The organism is Pseudomonas weihenstephanensis, from assembly GCF_001043055.1.
GTDB classification, from domain to species: Bacteria; Pseudomonadota; Gammaproteobacteria; order Pseudomonadales; family Pseudomonadaceae; genus Aquipseudomonas; species Aquipseudomonas weihenstephanensis.
This window is the reverse complement of the sequence record NZ_JYLF01000005.1, coordinates 317453-342565: the sequence shown is the minus strand read 5'-3', so window position 1 is coordinate 342565 and position 25113 is coordinate 317453. Positions and strand designations below refer to the sequence as shown.

The following is a 25113-nucleotide window of genomic DNA, read 5'->3' as shown; positions in this document are numbered from 1 at the left end:
GCCATTTGCCAGGCATGTCCAAGCCTTTACCAAACGGAGATAAAAGATGAATGCTGGCAAGGATCTGGGTAAGGGATATGTTGCTTTATTGCCCGATCGTCAAGACATCGAGGCGCTGATTAAGGCTGAGCACCGCGATCCCTTTTCGATTTTGGGTCCTCATGCCGATGGGCAGGGTGGGCAGGTTATACGGGCGTTTTTGCCTCAGGCGTTGAGCGTCAATGTCATAGACCGGGCGTGCGGCCAGGTGCTTGGCCCGTTGTCGATCACCGAGGTCCCGGGGTTGTTTGTCGGCCAGTTTACGCAGCTGCAACCCTATGCCTTGCGCATCAACTGGGCCGCAGGCGAGCAAACCAGTGAAGACCCGTATAGTTTTGGACCGTTGCTGGGCGAAATGGATTTGTATCTGTTTGCCGAAGGCAATCACCGCGACCTGAGTACGTGCCTGGGTGCGCAAGTGATGAGTGTCGATGGGGTGCCCGGCGTGCGCTTTGCGGTCTGGGCGCCAAACGCGCGACGGGTCTCAGTGGTGGGCGATTTCAATATCTGGGACGGTCGCCGTCATCCCATGCGCCTGCGCCACCCCAGTGGGGTGTGGGAGTTGTTCATTCCGCGGCTTGAGGCCGGGGAGGCCTATAAATACGAAATTCTAGGGGCCGAGGGGATCTTGCCGCTTAAGGCCGACCCTATGGCGTTGGCCACCCAATTGCCGCCCGAAACCGCGTCGAAAGTGGCCTCGCCCCTCTCGGTCGACTGGCAAGACGCGGACTGGATGCACGCCCGGGGCGAGTTGCAGCGTCCCGACGCGCCGCTGTCGATTTATGAGCTGCACGTGGGCTCATGGCAGTGTGAAGTGGATGAAGTGGGCGAAGTCGCGCGCCAATACACCTGGCATGAGCTGGCTGAGCGCCTGATCCCGTATGTGCAGCACATGGGTTTCACCCATATCGAACTGATGCCGATCATGGAACATCCGTTTGGTGGCTCGTGGGGCTATCAACCGCTGTCGCAGTTCGCCCCGAGTGCACGCTTTGGCTCGCCCGATGACTTTGGTGCATTCGTCAACGCCTGCCATGTGGCGGGTATCGGCGTGATTCTGGATTGGGTGCCCGCGCACTTTCCCAATGACACGCATGGCCTGGCGCAATTCGACGGCACGGCACTGTACGAATACGCCAACCCGCTGGAAGGCTTTCACAAGGACTGGAACACGCTGATCTACAACTTGGGCCGCACTGAAGTGCACGGTTTCATGCTGGCCTCAGCGCTGCATTGGCTCAAACACTTCCACATCGACGGGCTGCGGGTCGATGCCGTGGCGTCGATGTTGTATCGCGACTATTCGCGTCAGCCGGGCGAATGGATTCCTAATCGCCATGGCGGGCGTGAAAATCTGGAAGCCATCGACTTTCTGCGTCACCTCAACGACGTCGTTGCGCTTGAGGCGCCTGGTGCGTTGATGATTGCCGAAGAGTCCACTGCCTGGCCAGGTGTGAGTCAAAGCACCGAACAGGGCGGCCTGGGATTCTCGTACAAGTGGAACATGGGCTGGATGCATGACTCGCTGCACTACATTCAGCAAGACCCGGTGTACCGCGCGCATCATCACAACGAACTGAGTTTTGGCCTGGTGTATGCGTGGACTGAGCGTTTCATCCTGCCCATCTCCCACGACGAAGTGGTGCACGGCAAGCATTCGCTGATCGACAAAATGCCCGGTGACCGCTGGCAAAAGTTTGCTAATTTGCGCGCTTATCTGAGCTTCATGTGGGCGCATCCGGGTAAAAAGCTGCTGTTCATGGGCTGTGAATTCGGGCAGTGGCGCGAATGGAATCACGATCAGCAACTGGACTGGTATTTGCTGCAATACCCCGAGCACAAAGGCGTGCAACAGTTAGTCGGCGACTTGAATCGTCTGTACCGCGACGTACCGGCCTTGCACGACCAGGATGACGTGGCTCAGGGCTTTGAGTGGTTGATTGGCGACGATGCGACCAACAGCGTCTATGCCTGGCTGCGCTGGAGCAAGGCCGGCAAGCCGCTGTTGGTGGTTGCCAACTTCACCCCGGTGCCGCGCGAGGCGTATCGCATCGGTGTGCCGTTTGCGGGCACCTGGCGCGAAGTGCTCAACAGCGATGCGGCGCTGTATGCCGGTTCCAATTATGGGAATGGCGGCGGGGTGCATACCCAAACCGATGCCAGTCACGGGCAATCGTTCAGTGTGGCCTTGAACCTGCCACCGCTGGGGGTGTTGATCCTGGAACCGCAGTAAGGCGAGCACCCCGGCGTGCGTGGCCGCACGTAACCTGCGCCCATTCGTCTTGTAGTCGTTGACGAGTCACGCGAGGTTGCGCGCGGGTGCGTAGCGGTTGCAAGGCCATTCAATGCGGTGCCTCAGTGCGTACGTTGACGATTGTTGCGCAACCGGGCACCGCCTGCGGCAATGGCTACAAATGAACGTCCACCGCCAACGGCAAGTGGTCCGACAAATGTGTCCAGGGTTTGTTGCTCAGGATGGTCGGGCTATGGCTGCTGGCGTTGCGCAGGTAGATGCGGTCCAGCCGCAGCAACGGCCAGCGCGCGGGGTAGGTTTTGGCCAACTGCCCATGATGGCGCTCAAACACTTCGTGCAAGTCGTCACGTTGCGACAGGGCAGCGTTGCCTTGCAGCTTCCAGTCGTTGAAGTCCCCGGCAATGATCACCGGATCGTCGGGCGGCAATGATTTGAGCAGTTGGTTAAGCAGCACGATTTGCAACTGGCGATGGCTTTCGAGCAGGCTCAGATGGACGCAAATCGCGTGCACTTGCTCATGCCCCGGCACATCCAGCACGCAATGCAACAGCCCGCGCCGCTCGGGGCCGGTGATCGACACATCCAGGTTGCGATACGACTTGATCGGGTATTTGGACAGCACCGCATTGCCATGATGCCCGTCGGGATACACCGCGTTGCGCCCATAGGCGAAGTCACTCCACATGCTGTCGGCCAAAAACTCGTACTGCGACACGGCGGGCCAGTGGTCATAGCGTGAGGCATGCTTTTCGTGCTCGCCCAGCACCTCCTGCAAAAACACCAGATCGGCGCCGGTGCTACGCACCGCTTCGCGCAGCTCGGGCAAGATGAAGCGTCGATTAAAAGCGGTGAACCCCTTGTGGGTATTAACCGTCAACACCTTCATCCGGTGTACAGCAGGGGTTGCGACAGGTGCAGGGGGTTCAAGGTTGTTACCGGCAATATCGAAGGTCATAGTTTCTCCTGTGCGATAGGGCGTTTATAGCGCGTCGGCCCTTGGACCCGCTTGATGGGGGTCATGTTCGGCCGCACCCAGCAGCGACTTCAGATAATCACCAAAGCCGCCCGCCGCGCGGCAGTCCAGTCGCGCGCTGGTGGTGACCTGCGGGCGGTGGCTCCAGGCGATTGAAGCCCCGCACGCCTCCAGTTGTTGCACCAAGTGCACGTCTTCATGGCAGGCCAGCGGCTGAAAACCGCCAGCGCGCCGATAGGCTGTGGCACTGACGCCAAGGTTGGCGCCGTGGATATGCCGATGCCCGTCGCGGGCCTGATAGGCGGCCAGGTAGCGTGACTGAGCGCGTTCATCGATTTCAGTGCCCCAGTCATCGACGGTCACGGTGCCGCACACGGCGTCCTTGCCCAAGGCCAATTGCGCCACCAACCAGTCCTCAGCCACGCGGCTGTCGGCATCGGTGCATGAAATCCAGCGCGCGCCTTGTTCCAATAACCATTGCGCACCGGTCGCGCGGGCTACGCCGACATTGCGTGCATTGATCGCCAGCACGTTGACGTCGTATTGCGCTGCGATGTCAGCCGACAGGTCGTCACAGCTGTCGAGCACCAGCAGCACGCGCACCGGCTCGCCGTTGAGCTGTGGGTGAGCGCTGGCTGATAGCACCGCATGCAGGCAGTGGGCGAGCAGGGCCTGCTCGTTGTGCGCAGGTATCAACACACCAATCATCGCAAACCCTCCCGGCAGGCGACTGAAATAGGGTCGCGGCCCCACACTTCAAGGATGAAATCGTCTTCCAGGTGTTGCACTAAACGCGGCCATTTCAAGGTGTCGTGTACCAGGGCGTGCACCTCATCGCCCGTCAGCACGCAGCCCTCGATGGGCGGGCGCCAATGGCAGGCCAGCAGATGGCCGTCGGGGGCGAGGCTGTTGATCGCCCGCTCAAGCACGTCTTTGAGTGCCTGGGCATCCAGGTAATACGCCACTTCGCTGATCACTATCAGATCGAATCGATGTTCGGGCCATTGCTCTGGCACACGGCTCTGGCGCACTTGAACGTGGGCGCAGTGGCTCAAGCGCTGGCGTGCCAGATCAACAGCTCTGGCGGCTGCGTCGCAGGCCAGTAGCGCGCCGGTGCGTTGCGCCAGCCCGGCACTTAACTCGCCGTTGGCGCAGCCTATTTCGAAAATGGCCGGGTAGTGCTGGCGGGGCAGGCTGGCCAGCGTCACGGCCCGTTTGCGCTGTTCGTACCAGCGCTCGCGAAAGGCCCACGGATCGCTGTTGTCGGCATACAACTGATCAAAAAAAGCCGTTGAGACACTCATGGCTTCTCCCTGTCCTGTACAAAAACCAGTTCAAAAGGTTGCAGCAAGCGTTCGAGCGCCAGCGGGCTGAGCACGGCTGGCGCCCCAGTGCTCGGGTCTGCGTGTAATTGGCTGGTGAAGGCCTGGGCTGCGTCACGTTTGCGCGCAACCTGCTGCTCACTGAGTTCAATACGGCGGGCGCGGTGCCACGGCACACGCGGGTCATCATCGTGCGCCCAATGCCAAGTCCAGATCGGCAACTCATGCACCTGTGCGCCGACGTTTTTAGCCGCCAGAGCGCTGGCGCGGCCCACCGCATCGTGGTCGCAATGCCCGTCCTCGCGCCAGGTGCTGAACACCACGTCGGTGGGGCGCAAGAACTGCTGAATGAAGGTGCCGAGTGCCGCCTCGCGGGACTGCACCTGGCTGTCGGCAAATCCGCCCCTGACCCATTGCAAGCGTGGCGATGCCAACCCCAAGCGCCCCAGCGCCTGTTCAGACTCCGAGGCTCGCTGGTGCGCCAGATCGTGGGTGGGCCAGCGGCTTGAACCCGGATGGCTGGCAGTGCCGTCCGTGACGGAAATCAGCAGTATCGAGCGCCCCAGCGTATTGGCCATTTGCAGCAGACCGCCGCTGCCCAGCACTTCATCGTCCGGGTGCGGCGCCACAATCACCGCCCGCGAACCGTGGGGTAACAGGTGTGCAAGCTCAATCGACGGTAAGTTGGCCAAGCGCTCAGATTGGCGCCAGTGTGCCAACGCAGTGCCGCTGCCCACGATCAGGTTGGCTTTCATAGTGGCCAGTGCCTTGCGGGTGACTGCGCGGCCAGTTCACCCAGCGCTTGGAGGTCGCGTTCGGCATGGCTTTGACGCAGGAAAACCGGCAAGTCGGCGCTTAGGCGGGCAAACTGCGGGTCTTTACAAAAAGGCCCGGCCCCCAGCGCCCGACCGACATGGGCGATGACGTGCTCGGCGCAGGCCTCAATCTGTGCCCGCGCCTGCCGGGCCAGGAGTTGACTGTCGGCGGCCGGGTTTTGATCCAGATACGTGGCGCAGGTGTGCAGCGTGTTACGCGCCCCGAACAGCGCGGCCTGCACCGCGCCCAAATGCGCCAGCGCGTGTGGCTCTGCGCGTTTGGCACACGGCTGTTGCAGATGATGCGCCAGTGAGTACGCCGCACCCAACCAACACGCCGCGATGCCAATAGCGCCTTGCCAAAAACCGGGGCGGCGCAGGTAATCACCCGGCTGGCCGACGCGGGTGCAGGGCACCTGATCAAACACAATGTCGACGCTGGCAGTGGTGGCCATGCCCACGGCGGCCCAGCCGTCATCGGTGACGCTGATGCCCGACTGTTGCATGTTCACGGCCACCAATTGTTGGCCGCCGTGCTCATCCCAAGCGGTGAGCAAACCGTGGCTGAGCACCCCTGCGCCCGAGCACCAGGCTTTACGGCCCATGAGCAGCGTTTGACCGTGAACTTCGCGCATTTGGACGCGGGCATTGGGCGGTTCGGCCGCCCACATGCCCCATGTGCTGCCCGCTGGCACGGGGCGGGCGCCCAACTCGCGCAGGGTCGCCAGTGCATCGGTGTGCCCTTCGAACAGTTTGCACAAGCCCAAATCGTGGCCCGCGACTAACGCCAAATGTTGCCAGCGTTGCAAGGTCAAGCCGCTGCCCGGCAACGGCAGTTGATCCAGTCCGGCGTGCACCATGCCCTGCAAGCACTGACCCAGCGCCTGCGGGGTGTCGAGTGGCCAGGCGTGGTCCTCAAGGAAGTCGTGCAGGTTCATGAGCCGTTGGGTTCCTTTTGATGCTCCAGTTCAAACAGCGCGAGCGAGCGGCCGTTAAGCGTGTAAGTGCTGCCAAACGCCAAAGGGGCAGGGCTTTTGAAGTCGGGGTCGAAGGTGTCGAACTTGCAGATCCAGGCGGAGCCTTCAGGCACCTGCGGCAAGATGAAATCCACCCCGTCATGGTGGGCATTGAAGGTGATCAGCAAGGTGGCGTCGGCGCCGGCGCGCTGGACCCCGGACACTTGCGCCCGGCCATCGAGCAACATGGCGAAGCTGCGGCCTTGGGCGTCCTGCCATTGTTCGATGGACATTTCGTTACCGTCGGGCGCTAGCCAGGTGACGTCTTTAACGCCCAGTTCTTCGTTGTAGTGGCCGACCAGAAAGCGCCCGCGTCGCAGGATAGGGTAGCTGTTACGCAGCTTGATCAGGCGTTTGACGAACTTGAGCAACGATTTGCCGTCGTCATCCAGGTCCCAGTTGATCCAGCCGATTTCACTGTCCTGACAATAGGCGTTGTTGTTGCCGTGCTGGGTGCGGGCAAATTCATCACCGGCCACTATCATCGGCGTGCCCTGCGCGAGCAGCAGCGTGGCGAAAAAATTGCGCATCTGGCGCAGGCGCAATGCATTGATTTCAGGGTCGTCGGTCGGGCCTTCGACGCCGTGGTTCCAGGACAGGTTGTTGTTGCTGCCGTCCTGATTGTTCTCGTCGTTGGCTTCGTTGTGCTTGTCGTTGTACGACACCAGATCGTGCAACGTGAAGCCGTCATGGGCGGTAATGAAGTTGACCGAGGTGTAAGGGCGGCGGCCGCGCTGGTTGTACAGCTCGCCCGAAGCGGTCATGCGTGCGGCAAAGTCGGCCAGCTGGCCGTCGTCGCCTTTCCAGAACCCACGCACGGTGTCACGGAAGCGATCGTTCCATTCGGCCCATCCCGGCGGGAAGCCGCCAACCTGATAGCCACCGGGGCCGCAGTCCCACGGTTCGGCAATCATCTTTACCTGGCGCAACAGCGGGTCCTGACGGCAGGCGACAAGAAAGCTGTGCCGTTCGTTAAAGCCATCGTGGTAACGCCCCAGAATGGTGGCCAGGTCGAAACGGAAGCCATCCACATGCATCTCGTGCGCCCAATAGCGCAGCGAGTCAGTGACCATTTGCAGCACGCAGGGGTGGCTCAGGTCCAAGGTATTGCCGGTGCCCGAGTCGTTGATGTAATAGCGTTTGTCATCAGGCATCAGACGGTAATACGAGGCGTTGTCGATGCCGCGCATCGACAGGGTGGGGCCTTGCTCGTTGCCTTCGGCGGTGTGGTTGTAGACCACGTCCAGAATCACCTCCAGCCCGGCCTCGTGCAGGTGCGCAACCATTTCCTTGAACTCGGCAATCTTGCCGCTGGCCAGGTAGCGCGGGTCCGGGGCGAAGAAAGCGATGCTGTTATAGCCCCAGTAATTGGTCATGCCTTTTTGCAGCAGATGCTGATCGTTGACGAACGCATGCACCGGCAGTAACTCGACACTGGTGACGCCCAGTTTGCGAATGTGCTCGATGACTTCATCCACCATCAGCCCGGCAAACGTGCCGCGTACCGCTTGCGGCACATCAGGGTGGCGCATGCTGATGCCACGCACGTGGGTTTCATAAAAGAGGGTCTTGTCCCATGGCACGATCAGGCGATGGTCGTGCCCCCAGGTGTGCGCCGGGTCAATGACTTTGCACTTGGGCACAAAAGGCGCGCTGTCGCGTTCATCGAAGCTTAAATCGCCATCCGGGTGGCCAATGGTGTAGCCAAACAACGCCTCGGACCATTTCAGCTCGCCGACCAGTTGTTTGGCGTAGGGGTCGATCAGCAATTTGTTGTGATTGAAGCGATGGCCATTTTGCGGGTCATACGCGCCATATACCCGGTAACCGTAGATCTGCCCCGGATGTGCATCAGGCAGGTAGCCGTGATAGGTCTCGTCGGTGTACTCGGGCAGTTCGATGCGTTCAAGCTCCACCTCGCCTGCTTCATCGAACAGGCACAGTTCAACCTTGGTGGCATTGGCCGAAAAAATCGCGAAGTTAACACCTAGCCCGTCCCAGGTAGCGCCCAACGGGAAGGGCAGGCCCTCCCTGAGGCGTGAGGGTTCAACGTCCGGTGTCACGGGTGGGGCTGACTTACGCTTGGTCATGTTGACTCCTGGCTGGATCAAAGGCCTTCACAAACGGCAGGCAAAACGTGCCCGTCAGGCATTACGGGCCTGTTCAAATCGGCGTGAAACGTCGGTGCGTCAGGGTTCTGCGCACTCACAAGCCAAGCGTCAGGAAGCGGGTGGTTTGCGTGCAGCGCGGGGTTTTTTCGCTGCCGGTTCTTTCACCGAGGCTTTGCTGCTGGCAGAGGGCGCTTTAGGTTTGGCCTTGCGCGGTTCAGCGTTGCCTGGTGCCAGCGCTTCGGCTTGGGCCAGCGTGCGCGCCATGTCCCAATGACGGGCTTGCTGGCCATCAGGTTTGCCTTCGGATTCCCAGATTTGGTAAGCGAATTCACGAATGCGTTTGTCATCATTATTCATCGCAAAGCTCCTGAACTAGGTGGTGGGTATGAGGTTGACAGGGAAAGAACCTAGTACGTCGCTGACCCGTATCGTCTTACTGTTAATGACTGCTGGTGGTGTAAAAAATCCATTTAATTTGCGTGATGTTCCGTCGAACGGTCATTTGATGCAGGTATGTACTCATATGGATGCCTATAGGGTTGATTGGCATCCACATGGATTCCTTTAGGCCCCTCGATCATCGTCTGCACTCATCGCGTTCTTGTGCCTGTAGGCGTGCGCAGGCCAGCAGTTCCAGACGTTTGGCAACCTCCGGGCGGTCAAGCAGGGCTGAGCATTCAACGGGTAAGCGGCGGCGCCAATTGGGATGAGTGCCCACGTTACCCGGCAAGTTGGCTTGCTCCACCACGCCCAGCGCATCCTCGATGGGGAGCAGCACCAGCGGTGCCCGGGTGTGCCCCAAGAACCGTGCGCTGGCGTTGAGTACCTGATCGGCGCCGCTGGCTTCCTCCTGAAAATTTTGCGGGTCCTGGCTCAACGCATGATGCAGACCGTTGCGTTCATGGGCACGGTTGTCGCGCCAATGGTCTTCGGTCTCGGCATTCACCAGACCCAATTGCGCGTTCCAGTCGATGTCGCGTTCCAGCCACCAACCATTGAGCGTGGGCAAGTCGTGGGTGCTGGTGGTGGCCAGTGCGGTGTCGGGCCATTCGAGGACCGGGCGAAAGCGCGCCCCATAATCCTGTTCAAACAGCAAAATGCGCATGCCCAGAATGGCGCGTTCGCTGAGCTTTTCACGCAGGCCATCCGGCACCGTGCCCAGGTCTTCGCCCAACACAATGGCGCGATGACGTAACGATTCGAGGGCCAGCAGGCGCAGCAAATCTTCGACCGGGTAATACAAATAAGCGCCGTCGCCGGGCGGGGCCCCCAAGGGAATCACCCACAGCCGTTGCAGGCCCATGACGTGGTCGATGCGTAAACCCCCGGCATGGGCAAAATTGGCGCGCAGCATTTCAATGAAGGCCCGAAAGCCGTTGCGTTTGAGACCGTCGGGTGAAAACGCCGAAATACCCCAGCCCTGGCCCTGACGGTTAAGCAGGTCAGGTGGCGCGCCGACGGTGAGTTGCGAGAGTAATTCGTCCTGACGGCACCATGCCTGACTGCCAGCGCCGTCAGCCCCCACCGCCAGGTCCGCGATCAGGCCAATCGCCATGCCGCTGTCACGGGCCGCCTTGTGTGCCTGGGCCAGGCAGCGGGCAATGAGCCATTGGCAAAACGCGTAATAGCCAATGTCGTGGTGGTGTTCTTCGGCAAACAGTAACAGTGCAGGGCTGTTGGGGTCGCGCCACTGTTCGGGCCAGTCGCGCCAGTCCTGGCTCAGTTGCTCGCTGCGCCGTTGAACTTGCACCGCTTCGAAACGGCAGTGGTTTTCAAGGGCTTCGCCCCCGGCGTCGCGAAAGGCATAGAAATCGTCGTGCAGCGGCTGTTCAGTGCTTATGAAGTCGTCGTAGAGCCTGCGCAGCAACGTTTGGCGGGCCAGGGTTGCCGCGGGCCAGTCGATCAGCGGCAGGTGTTCAAGGCGTTGCCACTCCTCGCGTAACCCACAGTCATCAATGGCCTGTTGCACCACGCTTTCGCCCAATACGCTAGCCGGGGCTGCGTAGAGGTAATTGAGGAATAAACGGCTGGAGGGGGAGTAGGGGCTGTAACGCTCTGGATCGCAGCTGAACATGGCGTGCATGGGGCTGATCGCCAGCGCGTCGGCGCCTCGTTCCCCGGCGGCCTTGGCAAACGTTTCAAGCGCCTGCGTGTTCCCCAGCCCACCGTCGCCGGGGCGCCACAGGCTGTAGAGCTGCGTGCTCAGCCCCCAGCTGCGCGGGGTATCGCTGTGCTCGGCATCGTTGATGCTGTAGCAGCGGGCGGGCGCCACCGCGAGGGTGAAGTGCTGCTCGCCGATCTGCGCCCGGTGATAACCCACTGGCACCATGCCGGGCAGGTAGGCGTCGGCGTCCAGTTCAATGTCCAGCGAGCCGCCGGTCTCCAGATGGATCACGCACTGGCTGTGGGGTTGAAAGTAGCGGGTCAGGTCCAGGCTTCGGCCTACGTCTGCCGTCAACAAAGGCGGTAGACGTTTGTTTTGCTGTTCCAGTTGCAGGTTCAACAAACTGGTTTCGATGGCTTCGTCGCTGTCGGCCGGCAGACCCAGCCCGGCAAGCACGGCACGGAGCACGCAGGAGGACACCCGTTGCGGGTTGCCATTGGCATCCACCCAGTCCACGGCCAGCCCGGCACGGCTCGCCAGTATTTCCAGTTGCGCGTCGCTCATAGGCGTTCTCCATCAGGGGCGAGGGGTTCGCTTGGCGGCACCCGGCTGAGCAGGGCGCTCTAAGGCGTTAATTCAGTGCTCAAGCCGTTCACAGGTCAGGTACAGCAGATACCGGCCGTTAATGCCTGTCACTTAACTGGCCGGTTTGAATGCAGGTCATGTTTTTGTCAGGGTTTGCCCACGCGGGTCAGCGATTTGAGCACCAGTTGTTCATAGAGCTGCGCGTAGGGTTCTACCGCCTGGCACCAGTTAAACGGGGCAGACATGGCGCGGCAACGCATGGCGTTCAGCAGGCCGGGAAAGGCGAACACTTTGAACGCCCGGCCCAAGGCCTGTTCGTAGCTCTGCACGCTGGATTCGTTAAACAGAAACCCGGTGATCCCGTCTTCGATGGTGTCTGCCAGCCCGCCGGTATTGCGTGCGACTGGCAAAGAGGCATAGCGCTGCGCGTACATTTGGCTCAGGCCGCAGGGTTCGTAGCGTGAAGGCATCAACAGGAAATCGCTGCCGGCAAACATGCGCCGTGCATCGGTCTCATTAAACCCGATGCGCACGCCGATCTGGCCGGGAAAACGCAACGCCAGTTCGCGCATGGCCTGTTCTTCTTCTGGCTCGCCGCGGCCAATGATTGCGATTTGCCCGCCGTTGGCCACGATGTACGCGGCCACACCTTGCGTCAGGTCCAGGCCTTTTTGATACACCAGGCGCGAGACCACAGCGAACAGCGGGCCTTTGGATGGTTTGAGGCCGAACAACGTGCGCACATGATTGGCGTTGATGGCTTTGCCTTGCCATTCACCGATTGAAAAGGGTGCCACCAGATGCGGATCGCTCGCGGCCTCCCATGTCTCGTCTATCCCGTTGGGGATGCCGCTGAGCAGGCCTTGCTGGGTCTTGCTGTGCAAAAAGCCATCCAGTCCGCAGCCAAAGGCCGGGGTGGTGATTTCTTGCGCATACGTGGCGCTGACGGTGGTGATGTGGCTGGCATACGCCATGCCTGCCTTGAGGAACGACAGTTTGCCGTAGAACTCCATGCCTTCCTGTTGCAGGGCGTGGGAGGGGATGCCCAGCTCCGGGCAGCAGGCCAGGCTGACCACGCCCTGATAGGCGAGGTTGTGAATCGTGAACAGAGTGGGGGTGCGTTGACCACGCCAATGCATGTAGGCGGGGGCCAGCCCGGCTGGCCAGTCGTGGGCGTGCACCAGATCGGGCTGCCAATGGATTTGCGCCAGGTTGGCGGCAATGTCGGCGGCGGCCAGGCCCAGTCGCGCAAAACGGATGTGATTGTCGGGCCAGTCGCGACCGTTATTGGCGCCATACGGCGTGCCTTCGCGCTCATACAGTTCGGGGCAGATCAGTACATAAATCACCAGCCCGTCTTTCAAGTCCATGCGCCCGATCTTGCACGCTGGCAGTGCGGCATGCCCGCCCAGCTCACCAATAATATGGATCGGGTTATCGCTGTTGATCACCTGCGGGTAGCCCGGAATCAGCACCCGCACATCATGCAAATGGCGCATGGCACGCGGCAGGGCGGCGGACACATCGCCCAAGCCGCCGGTTTTAACCAGATCGGCCAGCTCGGAGGTCACAAACAGGACTTTCTTTTTGTTGGGGTTGTTGGGGATTTCAGGCGCTATGGGCACTGCTGCTTTACCTGCCGGGGTTTGGCCCGCAGCGGCGATCACCTCATTAACCAGCGTAGTGAGGCAATTGTGTGGGTGTGGTGCAGCAGCACTGATCATGATGTTCCCCCTTGTATTTATTGATCGGCCTCGACCTGTGGCCGGGCTATTACTCACATCCTGTGGGCAGGCACTACATGCCTAAACTGGGTAAAGCACTTGATGGCATCCCACATACGTCGTGGGTGAGGACGGCGCTGCAAGAATTGCACCCGATAACGCAGACTCTCTTTTTAAGATGACCCGACGCAGACGCAGAAGGTTCGTTTTAAATGACTCGGCTTTGAAGTCAGATTTCAAGCTGCTTGAGTGTAGGAGAGAAGCTACTCAGCGGCGTTTAAACAGACAAAATGTGTGGGAATTTTTTCTCTGATTGTTTTGGATGCGCCAACGAGGTGCAGTCAGAGAGGAAATGGTGCGATGCAGGGCCTATCGCGGGGCGATGACGTGAGTTCTACCAAGGAATCGGTGAGAGATCCAAGCAAGGCTTAGAACGATTTGGACTTATACAGAACGTTTGGTTGTTCGCGCGCCAATCGGGACTGTAGGAGCGAGCTAACTCGCCCCTACGCAGGGGGGGTGATCAATGACCGGGGTATTGAGCAACCACCACATCGTGGCCATCGTTGCTCAGGCCAATCACTTGATAGGCATCCTTGCGATCACCCATCTCCATGCCCGGTGAGCCCATCGGCATGCCCGGCACGGCAATACCTTTTAAATCGTTGCGCTTAGTCAGGGCCACCACTTGGTCAGCAGGCACGTGACCTTCTACAAACTTGCCATTGATCACCCCGGTATGGCACGAAGCCAGTCGAGGCTCGACGCCAAGGCGCTGCTTAACGCTGCTCATGTCGGTTTCTACGTGGTCATTGACCTTGAAACCGTTCGTTTCCAGGTGTGAAATCCAGGCCTTGCAGCACCCGCAGTTGGCGTCGCGGTGAACATCAATACTCAATTGCTCGGCGGCTTGCGCCGTGGCGCTGAGCAGCAAGGCGGTGAGTGCAGCAATACGTAATGGGGTGTTCATTGAGGTCCTCTGTCCGTAAAAAGGCGTACATGCAGCCTTGGGAAATTGCCAGTTTGGCTGACGATGGCTGTCAGTCAACTGAGGGCTGGATGACAGTTTTGTCAGGTTGGGGTGGTTGTTTTGTTATCAAGACCCAACAGCGCTGTGGTTGATGGCTTAAGGAAACGCTTAAAAAGCCCATTTTTCTAGAAACCTTCAGTCTGGAGGCCGCGTATTACCTAGGCTCTGTACGAAATCCCTTGAAATATCGATTCCGGTAGAATCCGCCGCCATTAACGCCAGGAGGCCACGATGGCAAAGCGGTATGAACTCCCCGATGCAGCCTGGGATTTGGTTGCCGATATCTTCACTGAAACTCGTCGCAGCGGACGCCCGCGAGCCGATGATCGCCTGATGCTCAACGGCGTGCTTTGGGTGCTTTGCTCCGGCGCAGCTTGGCGTGACATGCCGGAGCGCTTCGGCCCTTGGTCGACGGTGTATCAGCGGTTTCGAGACTGGCGCAATTGCGGCGCGTTCGATCAGATGCTTAAGCGCCTGCACATCCGATTGAACGAGCAAGGCTTGATTGATCTGGAAACCTGGATGATAGATTCCACTGCCGTTCGCGCCACCCGAGCCTCATCAGGCGCCGGGAAAAAAGGGGGCCTGAAGAGCCGCAAGACCACGCGCTAGGGCGCAGCCGGGGTGGCCTGACGACCAAGATTCACATGCTGTGCGATGCCAATGGTGTGCCGCTGCGTTTCCTACTTTCCGGCGGACAAGCCAGCGACATTGCTTATGCCCAACCGCTGCTGGATGAGGCTTACATTCCCAGCCTACGCGGTCGTCCCCGCAAACGCTGCCGATGGTTGCTGGCCGACAAGGGTTATGACGCTGAAGCTCTGCGCCGCTACTGTGATCGTTATCGGATGCAACCGGTGATTCCGTTGCGCGACATGAAACGTAAACCCAAGCCGGGCTTACCCAGATTGTTTGACCGGCCCAAATACCGCCAGCGCAGCATCATTGAGCGCATGTTCGGGTGGTTGAAGGAGAATCGCCGCATCGTGACTCGCTTCGATAAGCTCGCAACAAGTTTTGCGGCGATGGTTTCATTGGCCTGTGCAATGCGGTGTTTGCGACAATACTTTTCGTACAGAGCCTAGGGCCGTGTGCGGTTTTACTAGGCGTGTCTGTCTATATCACCGTCTCAAGTTTTAAGAAGTATTTGTAGCCGTCACCCATGCGGTGGACTTAGCAAAACGCTATATCACTCATTTGAGTGTCTCAACTTCACTATTGGCAGAAATAAGAGCCATCAAGGGAGCCGCCAGAAAAGACAGGAAGAACCGAATCAATCCGCCCGCACTTATGAGTACAGCAAGCCAGCCAATTTCATTGGCTTTCATAATAACCATAACAATCAATATCAAAAATAATGCAGCAAACAGTATCTCGACCAAGGTTCCTCCCAAAGCCCTCATTCGCCCGAAATTCGCTGAAAACTTAGGCGTCCGTTTCCATAGCAATCGAATTTTCAGTAAGGCAGCGGCTGTTGCAAGCATACGAGTATAAGTCAGGGCTGCCCCTGCCCACATTGAGGCAGACATCATCCAGTAAGACCTGCATCCGGCCAACCAATAACCTATACCCGTCAGAACAAGCGAGGTGGTTGATAGAGCAAACGCGATGAAAAAACCCAAAGCAGGAAGCAAACCTGCTCTTTCTGCGGGGATCTGTGGAGGTAATAACAACATAGCAGTCGCTACCATCATTACACCCGCCAAGGTGATGATGCCCGATAACATCTGGATACTACGCACCGTTTCAAATACTTTGGACCATCCTGATAAACCCGAAGAGCCTCCCAACCATTGAGGTAAAAAAAGGCGCCAATGAGCAAGTAGCTGTTGAACTGGCCCAGCGGTCCAGCGAAAGCGTTGCCGCTTCCAGTCCACGAAGGTATCCGGTGTCGTACCGCGCCCAAATGTATCCCTGAAGTAACGTCCCTTCCCCCCCCCAGGCACGTAACCTGACGGCTATTTCGGAATCTTCAGTTAGACACCATTCAGCCCATCGCCCTGCATCTTCTACTGCTTTCAACCTGAGTATGCACATGGTTCCAATGGTGAAAGCAGCATGAAGTTCGTTCAAACCCGCCATTGAAAACTTCGTCCCCAGAAGGTATTCCCAATAGCAGAGTTGATTGAAAAGATTTTTCTTACCGTCATAATAATCATGCGAAGTCTGTATAAAATCCAATTTCGGGTCGTCAAAATGGGGGACGAGCCTACAGAGAAAACTGGAATCTGCAATATAGTCGGCATCAACAATAGCGATAAATATTGCTCGAGGATCTGTTATGTCAAGACAGTAATTTAATGCTCCGGCTTTAGCCCCTTTGAGTTCTTCGATATGAAAGAACCTAAATAGCTCTTTTCCTGACTCTGCATTAAGCTCATTGCAGCGCGCTTCCACCGGCCGCCATAGACTAGCGTCGTTTGTATTGTTATCGCACACAAGCACTTCATAGTTTTGATACTCAAGACGAGAAAGAGCTTCTATAGTACTGATCACTAGAGAGGGTGGTTCAGCATGACAGGGAACATGCACAGAAACGAAAGGCATGCTGTCCAAAACCCTACGAGATGAGATAGCTGGACCAAAAGGCTCCCGCCAGACTTTGCGAATCAACAAACTATAAGTTCCCATATAGAGCACATAATCAAGCATGGCTTCTGTTGCATTTAATACAGGCAGTAGCGCAAATACAAAGAAATACCAGCCGGAAAAACCAACCGTGGTTATCCAAGCAAGGTACCACCATACTCCGGAAATGATGATTAAAGGTGCCTGGAGCGTATAGCAAACTCCGGCCACACTAAAATCCTGTAGCACCGCTCTGAGACCCACGCAAGAGAAAAACACCACTAGTGCAACGAGTATCAAACAACCCAAATTCGCGAAAGGCATCGCCAGAATCACGCCCAAAATTACGGTCGCCAGAATTTGAATTATTTCGTGCCTATTAGCCCAGCGTGCCTCAAAAGCCTCCGACATTGTCAGGAGTGTTAGAAGGGCAGTACTCAGCGCAAAACCAGATGCAAAAGCTGCACTACCATCCAACAGGAATGAAAACATCAAACTCTCCGGCAGCCCCATAACACCCCCAAACCTCAGTAAAAGCGATTAACATCGGAGCACGCCTATACTTCAGTCAATCACACGCTCCCCACTAGATCCAAGAGCGCCCATAGCCCCTAAAAAAGGAACCTCAACAATACCCGTACGACCATTAAGAAATATATAAAGCAGATGCTCTAGATCCAGATACTTACCTTGCCTGTTAACTTCTACAAATTTCGAATACATACTTAAATATATCCCGCGCATCTCTTCTATCATGACGCTGGGAAAACTCCAGCAGCGGCACATATACTGCAATGCTTGAGAATCTGTAAGATAGGGATCAAGCTGACTGGCTCTGGCTTGAGAAATAACGATTGCCTTACTAAGTCGATCATCATCATAATCATTGAGTTCACGGAAATCACTACGGATAACATAGCGTCCGCTCAACTTAAAAATCCTATCGCACCCATGAACCAACCCCCCTCCCATTAAAAACTCTAGCGCTTTAATTGTTGCCAGCAGCTCAGTCTTATTTTTCACAATATCTTCACGATCAAACTCATTATAAATTTTAACGATCTCTGGATTATTGCTGTGAACAATAACCTCATCCAAATAAGGTAACCCAGCCACTTCTTCCTTAGTAATTTCACCTCCACCACTGCTCTCGCTCAACACAATCCTGGCGGATGGAAAAGCATGCTTAATACTATTCAAAGTATCAACGGTTTGATTAATGCGCTGTTCAAGGGTGAACACACCAAATCGGGTATGCAAAGCACTTGAAACTAAAAATAATGGGGTCATTATCGTACCTCTGATGAGGTTGTTACCCGAGCAACTGTTTGGATAATAGCCACTCCGGCTTTGCAACAAACCAATAAAATAGAAGCGCCGCACTAATAAGAATCAGCTTGGGTGACTTTGAGTTTAATCTATGGCCAAATCCTCCCTCCGTCTACTGACAGAAATGACAGAAATTGTGCACGCCAATGCAGCGTCTGAAGTAGTCAGCGATTTTTCAATGCCCTCGTTGGTCAAGGTTCAAAACGCTGGGGGGGGTAAAAAACACACCTTTCCTGTTACTAGGCTCTGTACGAAATCAGCTGAAACCCATTTGAATGCCACGGGCGTTGAGATTCAGTAAAGTCCGCGACCATCAAAGGCAGGAGCCCACGATGGCCAAACGGTACGAACTCCCCGACCTAGTCTGGGATTTGGTTGCAGACATCTGCTATGAATCACGCCGTAGCGGGCGCCCACGAACAGATGATCGCTTGATGCTCAACGGCGTCCTTTGGGTGCTCTGTTCTGGCGCCGCCTGGCGCGATATGCCTGAGCGCTTTGGCCCAATGTCGACGGTTTATCAGCGCGTTGGTGACTGGCGCAATCGCGGAGCGTTTGACCAGATGCCCAAGCGGCCTCACATCAAGCTCAACGAGGGCTGCCAGTCCCTCAGCAGCTGAAAACGGTTGCCCTTGACCAGGGGCTGCTCAGCTATGCCGACGTCAATCAAGGGGTGAGTGCCAAGTGGTGCGGGTGCCCTGAGGGTCAGGGCGCGAAACGCAAACTGGCTCGAATGCCCTGAACTTCAGGCTTAACGGCTTTGTAACCGTCCGCCGGGCCTGCGTAGGACAGCGCATAAGCGTGGCTGCCCCGGGTGGCGGCTACCAGGGTCTGGGTCATCAGATGATTGCCGTTCTGCGTGATTTTGCAGGTGGTCTCCAGCGCATCCAGACCGCCCAGCGTGCTGGCGTGGATTTTATTGCACGCGCTCTGATAGCCGCCTTTGGCGAAGTTTTGCTGCAAGGTTTTACGCATTTGCAGCAACACAGCGTTCATGTTGACCTGATGCTCGGGTGCCAAGGTGGTCTGGGTCAGCTCCATGACCATCAAAGGGTCGCCGTTGGCGTCATTTTTCACCGCGCGCTGGCGCTGGCCATTGTCGTCTGGTGCAGGCGGTACCGCTTGTACCTCCCAGCCCCCGGGCCAGGTGATTTGGGTCGAATCGGCCCAAGCCGGCGTTAACCCGAACGTACAGAGGAGTCCGATCAATGCACTACAGCGCTGTAAAACAGTCATGGGGAGCGAGCCTTATGGGCGTTTTTTGACTGGCAGATTGTATCAATAGGTGTCCATGTATTGCTTTGCTCTGCCAGATGTTTTTCACCTTTGCTCAGCTAGGCCTTTGCTTCTTATGTCTAATCCCGGACAATCGCGCCCTTCTTATGGCTGGGGCGTTGTCTGTAAGGTGTGTTTTGTCCGCCCCGGCCGCGTGGTAACGACCGGCTAGCGGAGATTCGACCGGATGAATGACCAGGCTAATAGCGTCGACGAACGTTTCGACGAGACACCCGCGACACTCACTCGCTGGAACCGCCAAGACACCACCTGGATGCTGGGCCTGTTTGGCACAGCCATTGGCGCAGGTACCTTGTTTTTGCCGATCAACGCCGGGCTTGGCGGCTTTTGGCCGCTATTGATTCTGGCGCTGTTGGCGTTCCCTATGACCTTTTATGCGCACCGTGGCTTGACCCGCTTCGTGCTCTCCGGGCGTGAGGGTTCTGACATCACGGACGTGGTAGAAGAACACTTCGGCCTCAAGGCTGGCGCAGTCATTACGCTGCTGTACTTTCTGGCCATCTTTCCCATCCTGCTCATTTACAGCGTGGCGCTGACCAATACGGTGAGCAGTTTCATGCTCAACCAACTGTCGATCACGCCCCCGCCACGGGCACTCTTGTCGCTGGTATTGATCCTCGGCCTGTTGATTGTGGTGCGCTGCGGCGAGCAAGTGATCGTCAAGGCCATGAGCATGATGGTCTACCCGTTTATCGTGGCGTTGCTGTTTTTGGCGGTGTTTCTCATTCCGCACTGGAACGGCGGCATTCTGAGCACGGCCAGCACGCTGCCAGAGCCTTCGACGTTCCTGCACACGCTGTGGCTGGCGATTCCGGTGATGGTGTTTTCGTTTAACCATTCGCCGATCATCTCGGCCTTTGCTGTCGATCAAAAGCGCCGCTACGGTGAAAATGCCGACGAGCGCAGCTCACAGATCCTGTCCCGCGCCCACCTGCTGATGGTGGCGATGGTGTTGTTCTTTGTATTTAGTTGCGTGCTGACCCTGTCGCCTGCTCAGCTGGCCGAAGCCAAGGCTCAGAACCTGTCGATCCTGTCCTACCTGGCCAACCACTTCAGTAACCCGACCATTGCGTTTGCTGCGCCGCTGATTGCCTTTGTCGCGATTGCCAAATCGTTCCTGGGTCATTACATCGGTGCCAGCGAAGGGCTTAAAGGTTTGGTACTCAAAACCGGCAAGCGTCCGGCAGCCAAAAACCTGGACCGCATGACCGCCGCGTTCATGCTGATCGTGTGCTGGGCGGTGGCGACGCTGAACCCAAGCATTCTGGTGATGATCGAAACCCTCGGCGGCCCGGTGATTGCGGCCATCCTGTTTCTGATGCCGATGTACGCCATCCGCCGGGTCCCGTCCATGCGCAAGTATTCGGGCAAAATTTCCAACGTCTTCGTGACGCTGGTGGGGCTAATCGCGATTTCGTCGCTGGTTTACTCGCTGATTCCTTGATCCCTGTAGCGGTCGTCGCCTGACTGTGCGGCGACCGCCTGTGAACCCCCGCAATCCTCTCCCTTCGCCATCCGTACCGGCCTTGAGCTGTGCCAGCGCGGTCAACGTGCCGTACGTCACTTCAGCGTTTGCCCGCGTCAAAGAGCATTGATCCGCATCAAGAGTGCGCCCCCACACAGGCATAGGCTTAAACCTTCCATGCAGCAGCAGGAGATCCTGGATGAGCATCATCGTGACCGGTGCGGCCGGGTTTATCGGCAGCAACCTGGTAAAAGCCCTCAATCTGCGCGGTGAGCGCGACATCATTGCGGTGGATGATCTGACCGATGGCGACAAGTGCCGCAACCTGGCGGACTGTGACATCGCGCACTACTTCGACAAACGTGACTTTGTGCAACGCTTTGCCGATCGCCAGCTCGGAGACGTGCGCGCGGTGCTGCATCAGGGCGCGTGCTCCAGCACGGTTGAGCATGACGGTCGCTTGATGATGGACAACAACTACCGTTACAGCTGTGACCTGTTGCAAGCCTGTCAGGATCAGTCCGTCCCGTTGGTGTATGCCTCGTCGGCGGCGGTGTATGGCTCTGGTACGGACTTTCGCGAAGTGCGTGAGTGTGAACGCGCGCTCAATGTGTACGGTTGGTCCAAGAGCCTGTTTGACCAACAGGTACGCCAGTTACTGCCCAGGGCGCGCAGTCAGATTGTCGGTGTGCGCTACTTCAACGTGTACGGCCCGCGCGAACAGCACAAAGGGCGCATGGCGTCGATGGTGTGGCACTGCGTTAACCAGTATCGCGAGCGCGGGTTTGTTGAGTTGTTTGGCGAATACGGCAACTACCCGGCGGGGGGGCATTTGCGCGACTTTGTGTCGGTGCAGGATGTGGTCAAGGTCAATCTGCACTGGCTGGACCATCCGCACACCGGCGGTATTTTCAATGTGGGCACAGGGCGCGCGCGCTCATTCAATGATCTGGCCTTGGCAACGATTAACAGCCTGCGTGCGGCTGAGGATCGGCCACCTTTGACCCTGGAAACTGCGTTGCTCGAAGGGGTGCTGCGCTACTGCGAATTTCCCGACAGTTTGAAGGGCAAATACCAGGTGTACACCTGTGCCGATCTCACTCAACTGCGTGAAGCGGGGTATCGCGAGCCGATGTTGACGCTAGAGGAGGGGGTGCAGCGCTATATCGGCACGATAAACCGGTAGAAGCCCTGTACCGGCCAACGATCGCGCATGTAAAACGTGTAGCCGTTGACGCGAAGCGCTCGCTAATTCCTTGACACGGTGCCTCAGAGGCACCGCGTCTGGGGTTTGCCAGCGCTTCGCAATCGAACGTCGCCTTGGGCAACTGCTGCGTAACATGCAGCCGCAGCCTGTGGGCGTTGCGGGTTATTTACCCGACAACAGCGCTTCCAGCTTCTCTTGGTCTCGGGCGAACTGACGGATGCCTTCTGCCAGTTTTTCAGTGGCCATCGCGTCTTCGTTGGAGGCCCAACGGAACTGCGCTTCGTTGAGGATCAGGCGCGGCTCGCCGCCATTGCCGGGGCTCAGTTTGCGCGCCAGCGTGCCTGGCTCTTGCGCCAGTTTTTCGATCAGGTCCGGGCTGATGGTCAGGCGGTCGCAACCGGCCAACTGCTCGATCTGGTTGAGGTTGCGAAAGCTCGCGCCCATGACCACGGTGTTGTAGTCGTTGGCTTTGTAGTAGTTGTAGATGCGGGTCACGGACTGCACGCCCGGATCATCGGAACCGGTGTAGTCAATCCCGGTGGATTTTTTGTACCAGTCGTAAATACGGCCTACGAAGGGGGAGATCAAAAACACTCCGGCGTCAGCGCAGGCGGCCGCTTGGGCAAACGAGAACAGCAGGGTCAGGTTGGTTTGAATCCCGGCTTTTTCCAGCTTTTCAGCTGCGCGGATACCTTCCCAGGTCGAGGCCAGTTTGATCAGCACGCGATCGCGGCCTACACCGGCTTTGTCGTACAGCTCGATCAGTTGATTGGCTTTTTGCAGCAGGGCAGGTTCATCAAACGACAGGCGTGCATCGACTTCTGTCGAAATACGGCCCGGAATCACGTTCAAGATACCGCTACCCACAGACACCGCGAAGTGGTCGCAGGCCAGGCCGACATCACCCTTCGCGTGGCTGATGGCACTTTGCAGCAGCTCGGCATAGCCGGGCATGGCCGCAGCCTTGAGCAGCAGGGAAGGGTTGGTGGTGGCGTCTACGGGTTTAAGACGGGTAATCGCGTCGAGGTCGCCGGTGTCTGCGACCACGGTGGTGAACTGCTTGAGTTGTTCCAGCTTGGAAGTCATGAGCGTGCTCTGTCCGAAAAGTATTAATGGCTGTGAAGATTGAGTGCGTCGTCGATCAAAAGTTCGCTAAACATCCGGTCTGGCAGCATGCCGCTCAAGACGTGGGTTATGCAACCAGTGTGTGCGCGCACGCGCCATTAGATCCCTTTCGAACAGGCTTTTTAGAACTTCAGCGTGCCCTGACCCGATGTGCGCACAGGCTCTTCGCTCATCTGTACGGCATTGATGGTTTTGCCCGTGGCCTCTTCAACCCGGCGTGCCACTTGCGGGTCGTCGGCGAAGGGGATCAGGCTGGCTTCGTCGATGTCGCGCTCGGTTTGATGCTTCAAACACCAACTGATCGCGAAATAGAGGCTGGTCACGGCCGCCATGTTCAAGGCGATATCAATCATCTCTGAAACTCCTTGTTAAGCACCGCGCAAGCCGTAGGGTTTGCGCGGTGTGTGGGTCAGGCGATTTGCGCTGACAACTCGGCTTTTTTGAAGTCAGGAACGCGCACAGTGCGCCACACGTTGTAGGACATCAGCAGCATGCCGGTGAGGAAGAACACGCCTCCCACCAATCGCACCACGAAGCCCGGGTGGCTGGCTTGCAACGATTCCACAAACGAGTAAGTCAACGTGCCGTCATCGTTGATGGCGCGCCACATCAGGCCCTGGGTGATGCCGTTGACCCACATCGAGGCGATGTACAGCACGGTGCCGATGGTGGCCAGCCAGAAATGCAGGTTAATCAGCGCCACGCTGTACATCTGCTCGCGGCCATACAGTTTGGGGATCATGTGATACACCGCGCCAAAGGTGATCATCGCCACCCAGCCCAAGGCCCCGGCATGCACGTGGCCGATGGTCCAGTCGGTGTAGTGGGACAAGGCATTCACCGTTTTGATGGCCATCATCGGGCCTTCAAAGGTCGACATGCCGTAGAACGCCAGTGACAGCACCAGAAAGCGCAGGATCGGGTCGGTGCGCAACTTATGCCAGGCGCCCGACAAGGTCATCATGCCGTTGATCATGCCGCCCCAGCTGGGGGCCAGCAGGATGATCGACATGGCCATGCCCAGCGATTGCGCCCAGTCAGGCAGGGCGGTGTAGTGCAGGTGGTGCGGACCGGCCCAGATGTAGAGGGTAATCAAGGCCCAGAAATGCACGATGGACAAGCGATAGGAGTAAATCGGGCGGCCGACTTGTTTGGGCACGAAGTAGTACATCATGCCCAGGAAGCCGGTAGTCAGGAAGAAGCCCACGGCGTTGTGCCCGTACCACCACTGCACCATGGCATCCGTCGCGCCCGCGTACACCGGGTATGACTTGAACCAGTCCACTGGAATCGCCAAGTGGTTGACCACGTGCAGCATGGCAATGACCAGAATGAAGGCACCGAAGAACCAGTTGCCGACATAGATATGCTTGGTCTTGCGTTTGACCACGGTGGTAAAAAATACGATGGCGTAGGCCACCCACACCACGGTTAACCACACCGCGCCGGTGAACTCGATTTCGGCGTACTCCTTGGTGGTGGTGTAACCCAGTGGCAGGGTGACCAACATGATCACAATCACCGATTGCCAGCCCCAAAACGTAAACGCGGCCAGTTTGTCGGAGAACAGCCGCACCTGGCAGGTGCGCTGCACGGCGTAGTAGCTGGCGGCAAATTGTGCGCTGCCGGCAAAACCGAAAATCACCAGGCTGGTGTGCAGCGGCCGTAAGCGGCCGAATGTGGTCCAGGGCAGGTCGAGGTTCATGGCGGGCCAAGCCAGTTGAGAGGCAATCCACACCCCCATGGCCATGCCGATAACGCCCCACACCACCGTCATGATGGTGAATTGGCGCACGACCTTATAGTTATAGGCCTGCCCGTTTAGTGCTGTGCTCATGCTCAAGTCTTCCACGGTTCAAAGTCCTGCCAGACCTCGTGGTCTGGCGCAGGTTGAACTTTAGAAACCCTGCGCATAACAAAACAGATCCAGAAAAAGTTAAATTATACGGATCAGATATAAAGGCTGTTTTAAAGCTTTGAATCGCTATCTGATCTGCTTTTTGGATATTTACTGATTTTTTGAATGCTCTGCGCCGTATTGACGCAGGCTCAGAGCGTGCGCGTGATAAATGGGCGCTGGATCACACCTGCTACGACGTGCACGGCGAATCAGCGACGGCTGCTCAGGGCTTGTCTATACCTTAAATACC

At 57.6% G+C, this 25113-nt stretch carries 20 protein-coding genes and 2 pseudogenes; 5 read left to right on the top strand and 17 right to left on the bottom strand.

Annotated features, from left to right (window positions below):
- Positions 1 to 46 precede the first annotated feature (46 nt).
- On the top strand, positions 47 to 2272 hold the full coding sequence (glgB, locus tag TU86_RS14665) for a 1,4-alpha-glucan branching protein GlgB (RefSeq protein ID WP_048365029.1): 2226 nt from the start codon (positions 47 to 49) through the stop codon (positions 2270 to 2272).
- Between the two features lie 175 nt (positions 2273 to 2447).
- Here glgB and TU86_RS14660 read toward each other — a convergent pair whose 3' ends face one another.
- From TU86_RS14660 to TU86_RS14615, 10 genes are all read right to left on the bottom strand, one after another.
- Complete coding sequence (locus TU86_RS14660; RefSeq protein ID WP_048365028.1) at positions 2448 to 3248, bottom strand: endonuclease/exonuclease/phosphatase family protein; 801 nt, start codon at positions 3246 to 3248, stop codon at positions 2448 to 2450.
- Positions 3249 to 3272: 24 nt separating this feature from the next.
- Positions 3273 to 3974: a glycosyltransferase family 2 protein gene (locus tag TU86_RS14655; protein WP_048365027.1), complete on the bottom strand. Its 702-nt coding sequence runs from the start codon at positions 3972 to 3974 to the stop codon at positions 3273 to 3275.
- A complete protein-coding gene (locus TU86_RS14650) occupies positions 3971 to 4570 on the bottom strand; it encodes a class I SAM-dependent DNA methyltransferase (RefSeq protein ID WP_048365026.1) in 600 nt (199 codons plus the stop codon). Before TU86_RS14650 ends, TU86_RS14655 begins: the two co-directional genes overlap by 4 nt.
- Positions 4567 to 5343 carry a PIG-L deacetylase family protein gene (locus tag TU86_RS14645; RefSeq protein ID WP_048365025.1) on the bottom strand — a complete coding sequence of 259 codons (777 nt, stop codon included), beginning with the start codon at positions 5341 to 5343 and terminating at the stop codon, positions 4567 to 4569. The genes TU86_RS14650 and TU86_RS14645 overlap by 4 nt, the downstream gene beginning before the upstream one ends.
- Complete coding sequence (locus TU86_RS14640) at positions 5340 to 6341, bottom strand: acyl-CoA dehydrogenase family protein (RefSeq protein WP_048365024.1); 1002 nt, start codon at positions 6339 to 6341, stop codon at positions 5340 to 5342. The genes TU86_RS14645 and TU86_RS14640 overlap by 4 nt, the downstream gene beginning before the upstream one ends.
- On the bottom strand, positions 6338 to 8509 hold the full coding sequence (gene glgX / locus TU86_RS14635) for a glycogen debranching protein GlgX (RefSeq protein WP_048365023.1): 2172 nt from the start codon (positions 8507 to 8509) through the stop codon (positions 6338 to 6340). The genes TU86_RS14640 and glgX overlap by 4 nt, the downstream gene beginning before the upstream one ends.
- Before the next feature lie 129 nt (positions 8510 to 8638).
- Positions 8639 to 8887 (bottom strand): DUF2934 domain-containing protein, encoded by a 249-nt coding sequence (locus TU86_RS14630; RefSeq protein ID WP_048365022.1) that lies wholly within the window; start codon positions 8885 to 8887, stop codon positions 8639 to 8641.
- 220 nt (positions 8888 to 9107) lie between these two features.
- Positions 9108 to 11198 carry a 4-alpha-glucanotransferase gene (gene malQ, locus TU86_RS14625; RefSeq protein WP_048365021.1) on the bottom strand — a complete coding sequence of 697 codons (2091 nt, stop codon included), beginning with the start codon at positions 11196 to 11198 and terminating at the stop codon, positions 9108 to 9110.
- A 167-nt stretch (positions 11199 to 11365) separates the two neighbouring features.
- Positions 11366 to 12943, bottom strand: a complete 1578-nt coding sequence (gene glgA, locus TU86_RS14620) for a glycogen synthase GlgA (RefSeq protein WP_048365020.1) — start codon at positions 12941 to 12943, stop codon at positions 11366 to 11368.
- A 523-nt stretch (positions 12944 to 13466) separates the two neighbouring features.
- Positions 13467 to 13913 (bottom strand): DUF411 domain-containing protein, encoded by a 447-nt coding sequence (locus TU86_RS14615; RefSeq protein ID WP_048365019.1) that lies wholly within the window; start codon positions 13911 to 13913, stop codon positions 13467 to 13469.
- A 291-nt stretch (positions 13914 to 14204) separates the two neighbouring features.
- On the opposite strand from TU86_RS14615, the pseudogene TU86_RS22530 reads away from it, so the two are divergent.
- A pseudogene (locus TU86_RS22530) lies at positions 14205 to 15058 on the top strand (IS5 family transposase).
- 108 nt (positions 15059 to 15166) lie between these two features.
- Here TU86_RS22530 and TU86_RS22190 read toward each other — a convergent pair.
- The 3 genes from TU86_RS22190 to TU86_RS14595 all read right to left on the bottom strand — a co-directional run bounded on the left by TU86_RS22190 (position 15167) and on the right by TU86_RS14595 (position 17831).
- Positions 15167 to 15700: a hypothetical protein gene (locus TU86_RS22190; protein ID WP_053076034.1), complete on the bottom strand. Its 534-nt coding sequence runs from the start codon at positions 15698 to 15700 to the stop codon at positions 15167 to 15169.
- Between the two features lie 19 nt (positions 15701 to 15719).
- Positions 15720 to 17033, bottom strand: coding sequence for a glycosyltransferase (locus TU86_RS22185; RefSeq protein ID WP_053076033.1), 1314 nt, complete (start codon positions 17031 to 17033; stop codon positions 15720 to 15722).
- 72 nt (positions 17034 to 17105) lie between these two features.
- Complete coding sequence (locus TU86_RS14595) at positions 17106 to 17831, bottom strand: hypothetical protein (RefSeq protein WP_157395909.1); 726 nt, start codon at positions 17829 to 17831, stop codon at positions 17106 to 17108.
- 371 nt (positions 17832 to 18202) lie between these two features.
- Between TU86_RS14595 and TU86_RS14590 the strand changes: the two are divergent.
- Positions 18203 to 18466 (top strand): annotated as a pseudogene (locus TU86_RS14590) (transposase); the annotation flags it as partial.
- A gap of 109 nt (positions 18467 to 18575) precedes the next feature.
- Here the strand turns inward: TU86_RS14590 and TU86_RS14585 are convergent.
- Entirely contained in the window at positions 18576 to 19106 is a 531-nt protein-coding gene (locus TU86_RS14585) for a DUF4946 domain-containing protein (protein ID WP_048365015.1), read from the bottom strand.
- Positions 19107 to 19332: 226 nt separating this feature from the next.
- On the opposite strand from TU86_RS14585, the gene TU86_RS14580 reads away from it, so the two are divergent.
- Together TU86_RS14580 and rfaD are read left to right on the top strand one after the other, a co-directional pair.
- Complete coding sequence (locus tag TU86_RS14580) at positions 19333 to 20610, top strand: serine/threonine transporter (RefSeq protein WP_048365014.1); 1278 nt, start codon at positions 19333 to 19335, stop codon at positions 20608 to 20610.
- Between the two features lie 220 nt (positions 20611 to 20830).
- Positions 20831 to 21817, top strand: coding sequence for an ADP-glyceromanno-heptose 6-epimerase (gene rfaD, locus TU86_RS14575; RefSeq protein WP_048365013.1), 987 nt, complete (start codon positions 20831 to 20833; stop codon positions 21815 to 21817).
- 183 nt (positions 21818 to 22000) lie between these two features.
- Here rfaD and tal read toward each other — a convergent pair whose 3' ends face one another.
- The 3 genes from tal to ccoN all read right to left on the bottom strand — a co-directional run bounded on the left by tal (position 22001) and on the right by ccoN (position 24800).
- A complete protein-coding gene (gene tal / locus TU86_RS14570) occupies positions 22001 to 22924 on the bottom strand; it encodes a transaldolase (protein WP_048365012.1) in 924 nt (307 codons plus the stop codon).
- A 161-nt stretch (positions 22925 to 23085) separates the two neighbouring features.
- Positions 23086 to 23316 (bottom strand): hypothetical protein, encoded by a 231-nt coding sequence (locus TU86_RS14565; RefSeq protein ID WP_048365011.1) that lies wholly within the window; start codon positions 23314 to 23316, stop codon positions 23086 to 23088.
- A gap of 56 nt (positions 23317 to 23372) precedes the next feature.
- Entirely contained in the window at positions 23373 to 24800 is a 1428-nt protein-coding gene (ccoN, locus tag TU86_RS14560; RefSeq protein ID WP_048365112.1) for a cytochrome-c oxidase, cbb3-type subunit I, read from the bottom strand.
- Between the last annotated feature and the right edge of the window lie 313 nt (positions 24801 to 25113).

What these genes read in the sequence shown, in the direction of transcription:
- TU86_RS14650 (WP_048365026.1), bottom strand. Translation starts at nt 4,570, where the DNA reads ATGAGTGTCTCAACGGCTTTTTTTGATCAGTTGTATGCCGACAACAGC.
- TU86_RS14630 (WP_048365022.1), bottom strand. Translation starts at nt 8,887, where the DNA reads ATGAATAATGATGACAAACGCATTCGTGAATTCGCTTACCAAATCTGG.
- TU86_RS14580 (WP_048365014.1), top strand. Translation starts at nt 19,333, where the DNA reads ATGAATGACCAGGCTAATAGCGTCGACGAACGTTTCGACGAGACACCC.
- TU86_RS14655 (WP_048365027.1), bottom strand. Translation starts at nt 3,974, where the DNA reads ATGATTGGTGTGTTGATACCTGCGCACAACGAGCAGGCCCTGCTCGCC.
- malQ (WP_048365021.1), bottom strand. Translation starts at nt 11,198, where the DNA reads ATGAGCGACGCGCAACTGGAAATACTGGCGAGCCGTGCCGGGCTGGCC.
- glgB (WP_048365029.1), top strand. Translation starts at nt 47, where the DNA reads ATGAATGCTGGCAAGGATCTGGGTAAGGGATATGTTGCTTTATTGCCC.
- TU86_RS22185 (WP_053076033.1), bottom strand. Translation starts at nt 17,033, where the DNA reads ATGTTTTCATTCCTGTTGGATGGTAGTGCAGCTTTTGCATCTGGTTTT.
- tal (WP_048365012.1), bottom strand. Translation starts at nt 22,924, where the DNA reads ATGACTTCCAAGCTGGAACAACTCAAGCAGTTCACCACCGTGGTCGCA.
- TU86_RS14595 (WP_157395909.1), bottom strand. Translation starts at nt 17,831, where the DNA reads ATGACCCCATTATTTTTAGTTTCAAGTGCTTTGCATACCCGATTTGGT.
- glgA (WP_048365020.1), bottom strand. Translation starts at nt 12,943, where the DNA reads ATGATCAGTGCTGCTGCACCACACCCACACAATTGCCTCACTACGCTG.
- TU86_RS14565 (WP_048365011.1), bottom strand. Translation starts at nt 23,316, where the DNA reads ATGATTGATATCGCCTTGAACATGGCGGCCGTGACCAGCCTCTATTTC.
- TU86_RS14615 (WP_048365019.1), bottom strand. Translation starts at nt 13,913, where the DNA reads ATGAACACCCCATTACGTATTGCTGCACTCACCGCCTTGCTGCTCAGC.
- ccoN (WP_048365112.1), bottom strand. Translation starts at nt 24,800, where the DNA reads ATGAGCACAGCACTAAACGGGCAGGCCTATAACTATAAGGTCGTGCGC.
- TU86_RS14585 (WP_048365015.1), bottom strand. Translation starts at nt 19,106, where the DNA reads ATGACTGTTTTACAGCGCTGTAGTGCATTGATCGGACTCCTCTGTACG.
- TU86_RS14640 (WP_048365024.1), bottom strand. Translation starts at nt 6,341, where the DNA reads ATGAACCTGCACGACTTCCTTGAGGACCACGCCTGGCCACTCGACACC.
- TU86_RS22190 (WP_053076034.1), bottom strand. Translation starts at nt 15,700, where the DNA reads ATGTTATCGGGCATCATCACCTTGGCGGGTGTAATGATGGTAGCGACT.
- TU86_RS14645 (WP_048365025.1), bottom strand. Translation starts at nt 5,343, where the DNA reads ATGAAAGCCAACCTGATCGTGGGCAGCGGCACTGCGTTGGCACACTGG.
- TU86_RS14660 (WP_048365028.1), bottom strand. Translation starts at nt 3,248, where the DNA reads ATGACCTTCGATATTGCCGGTAACAACCTTGAACCCCCTGCACCTGTC.
- rfaD (WP_048365013.1), top strand. Translation starts at nt 20,831, where the DNA reads ATGAGCATCATCGTGACCGGTGCGGCCGGGTTTATCGGCAGCAACCTG.
- glgX (WP_048365023.1), bottom strand. Translation starts at nt 8,509, where the DNA reads ATGACCAAGCGTAAGTCAGCCCCACCCGTGACACCGGACGTTGAACCC.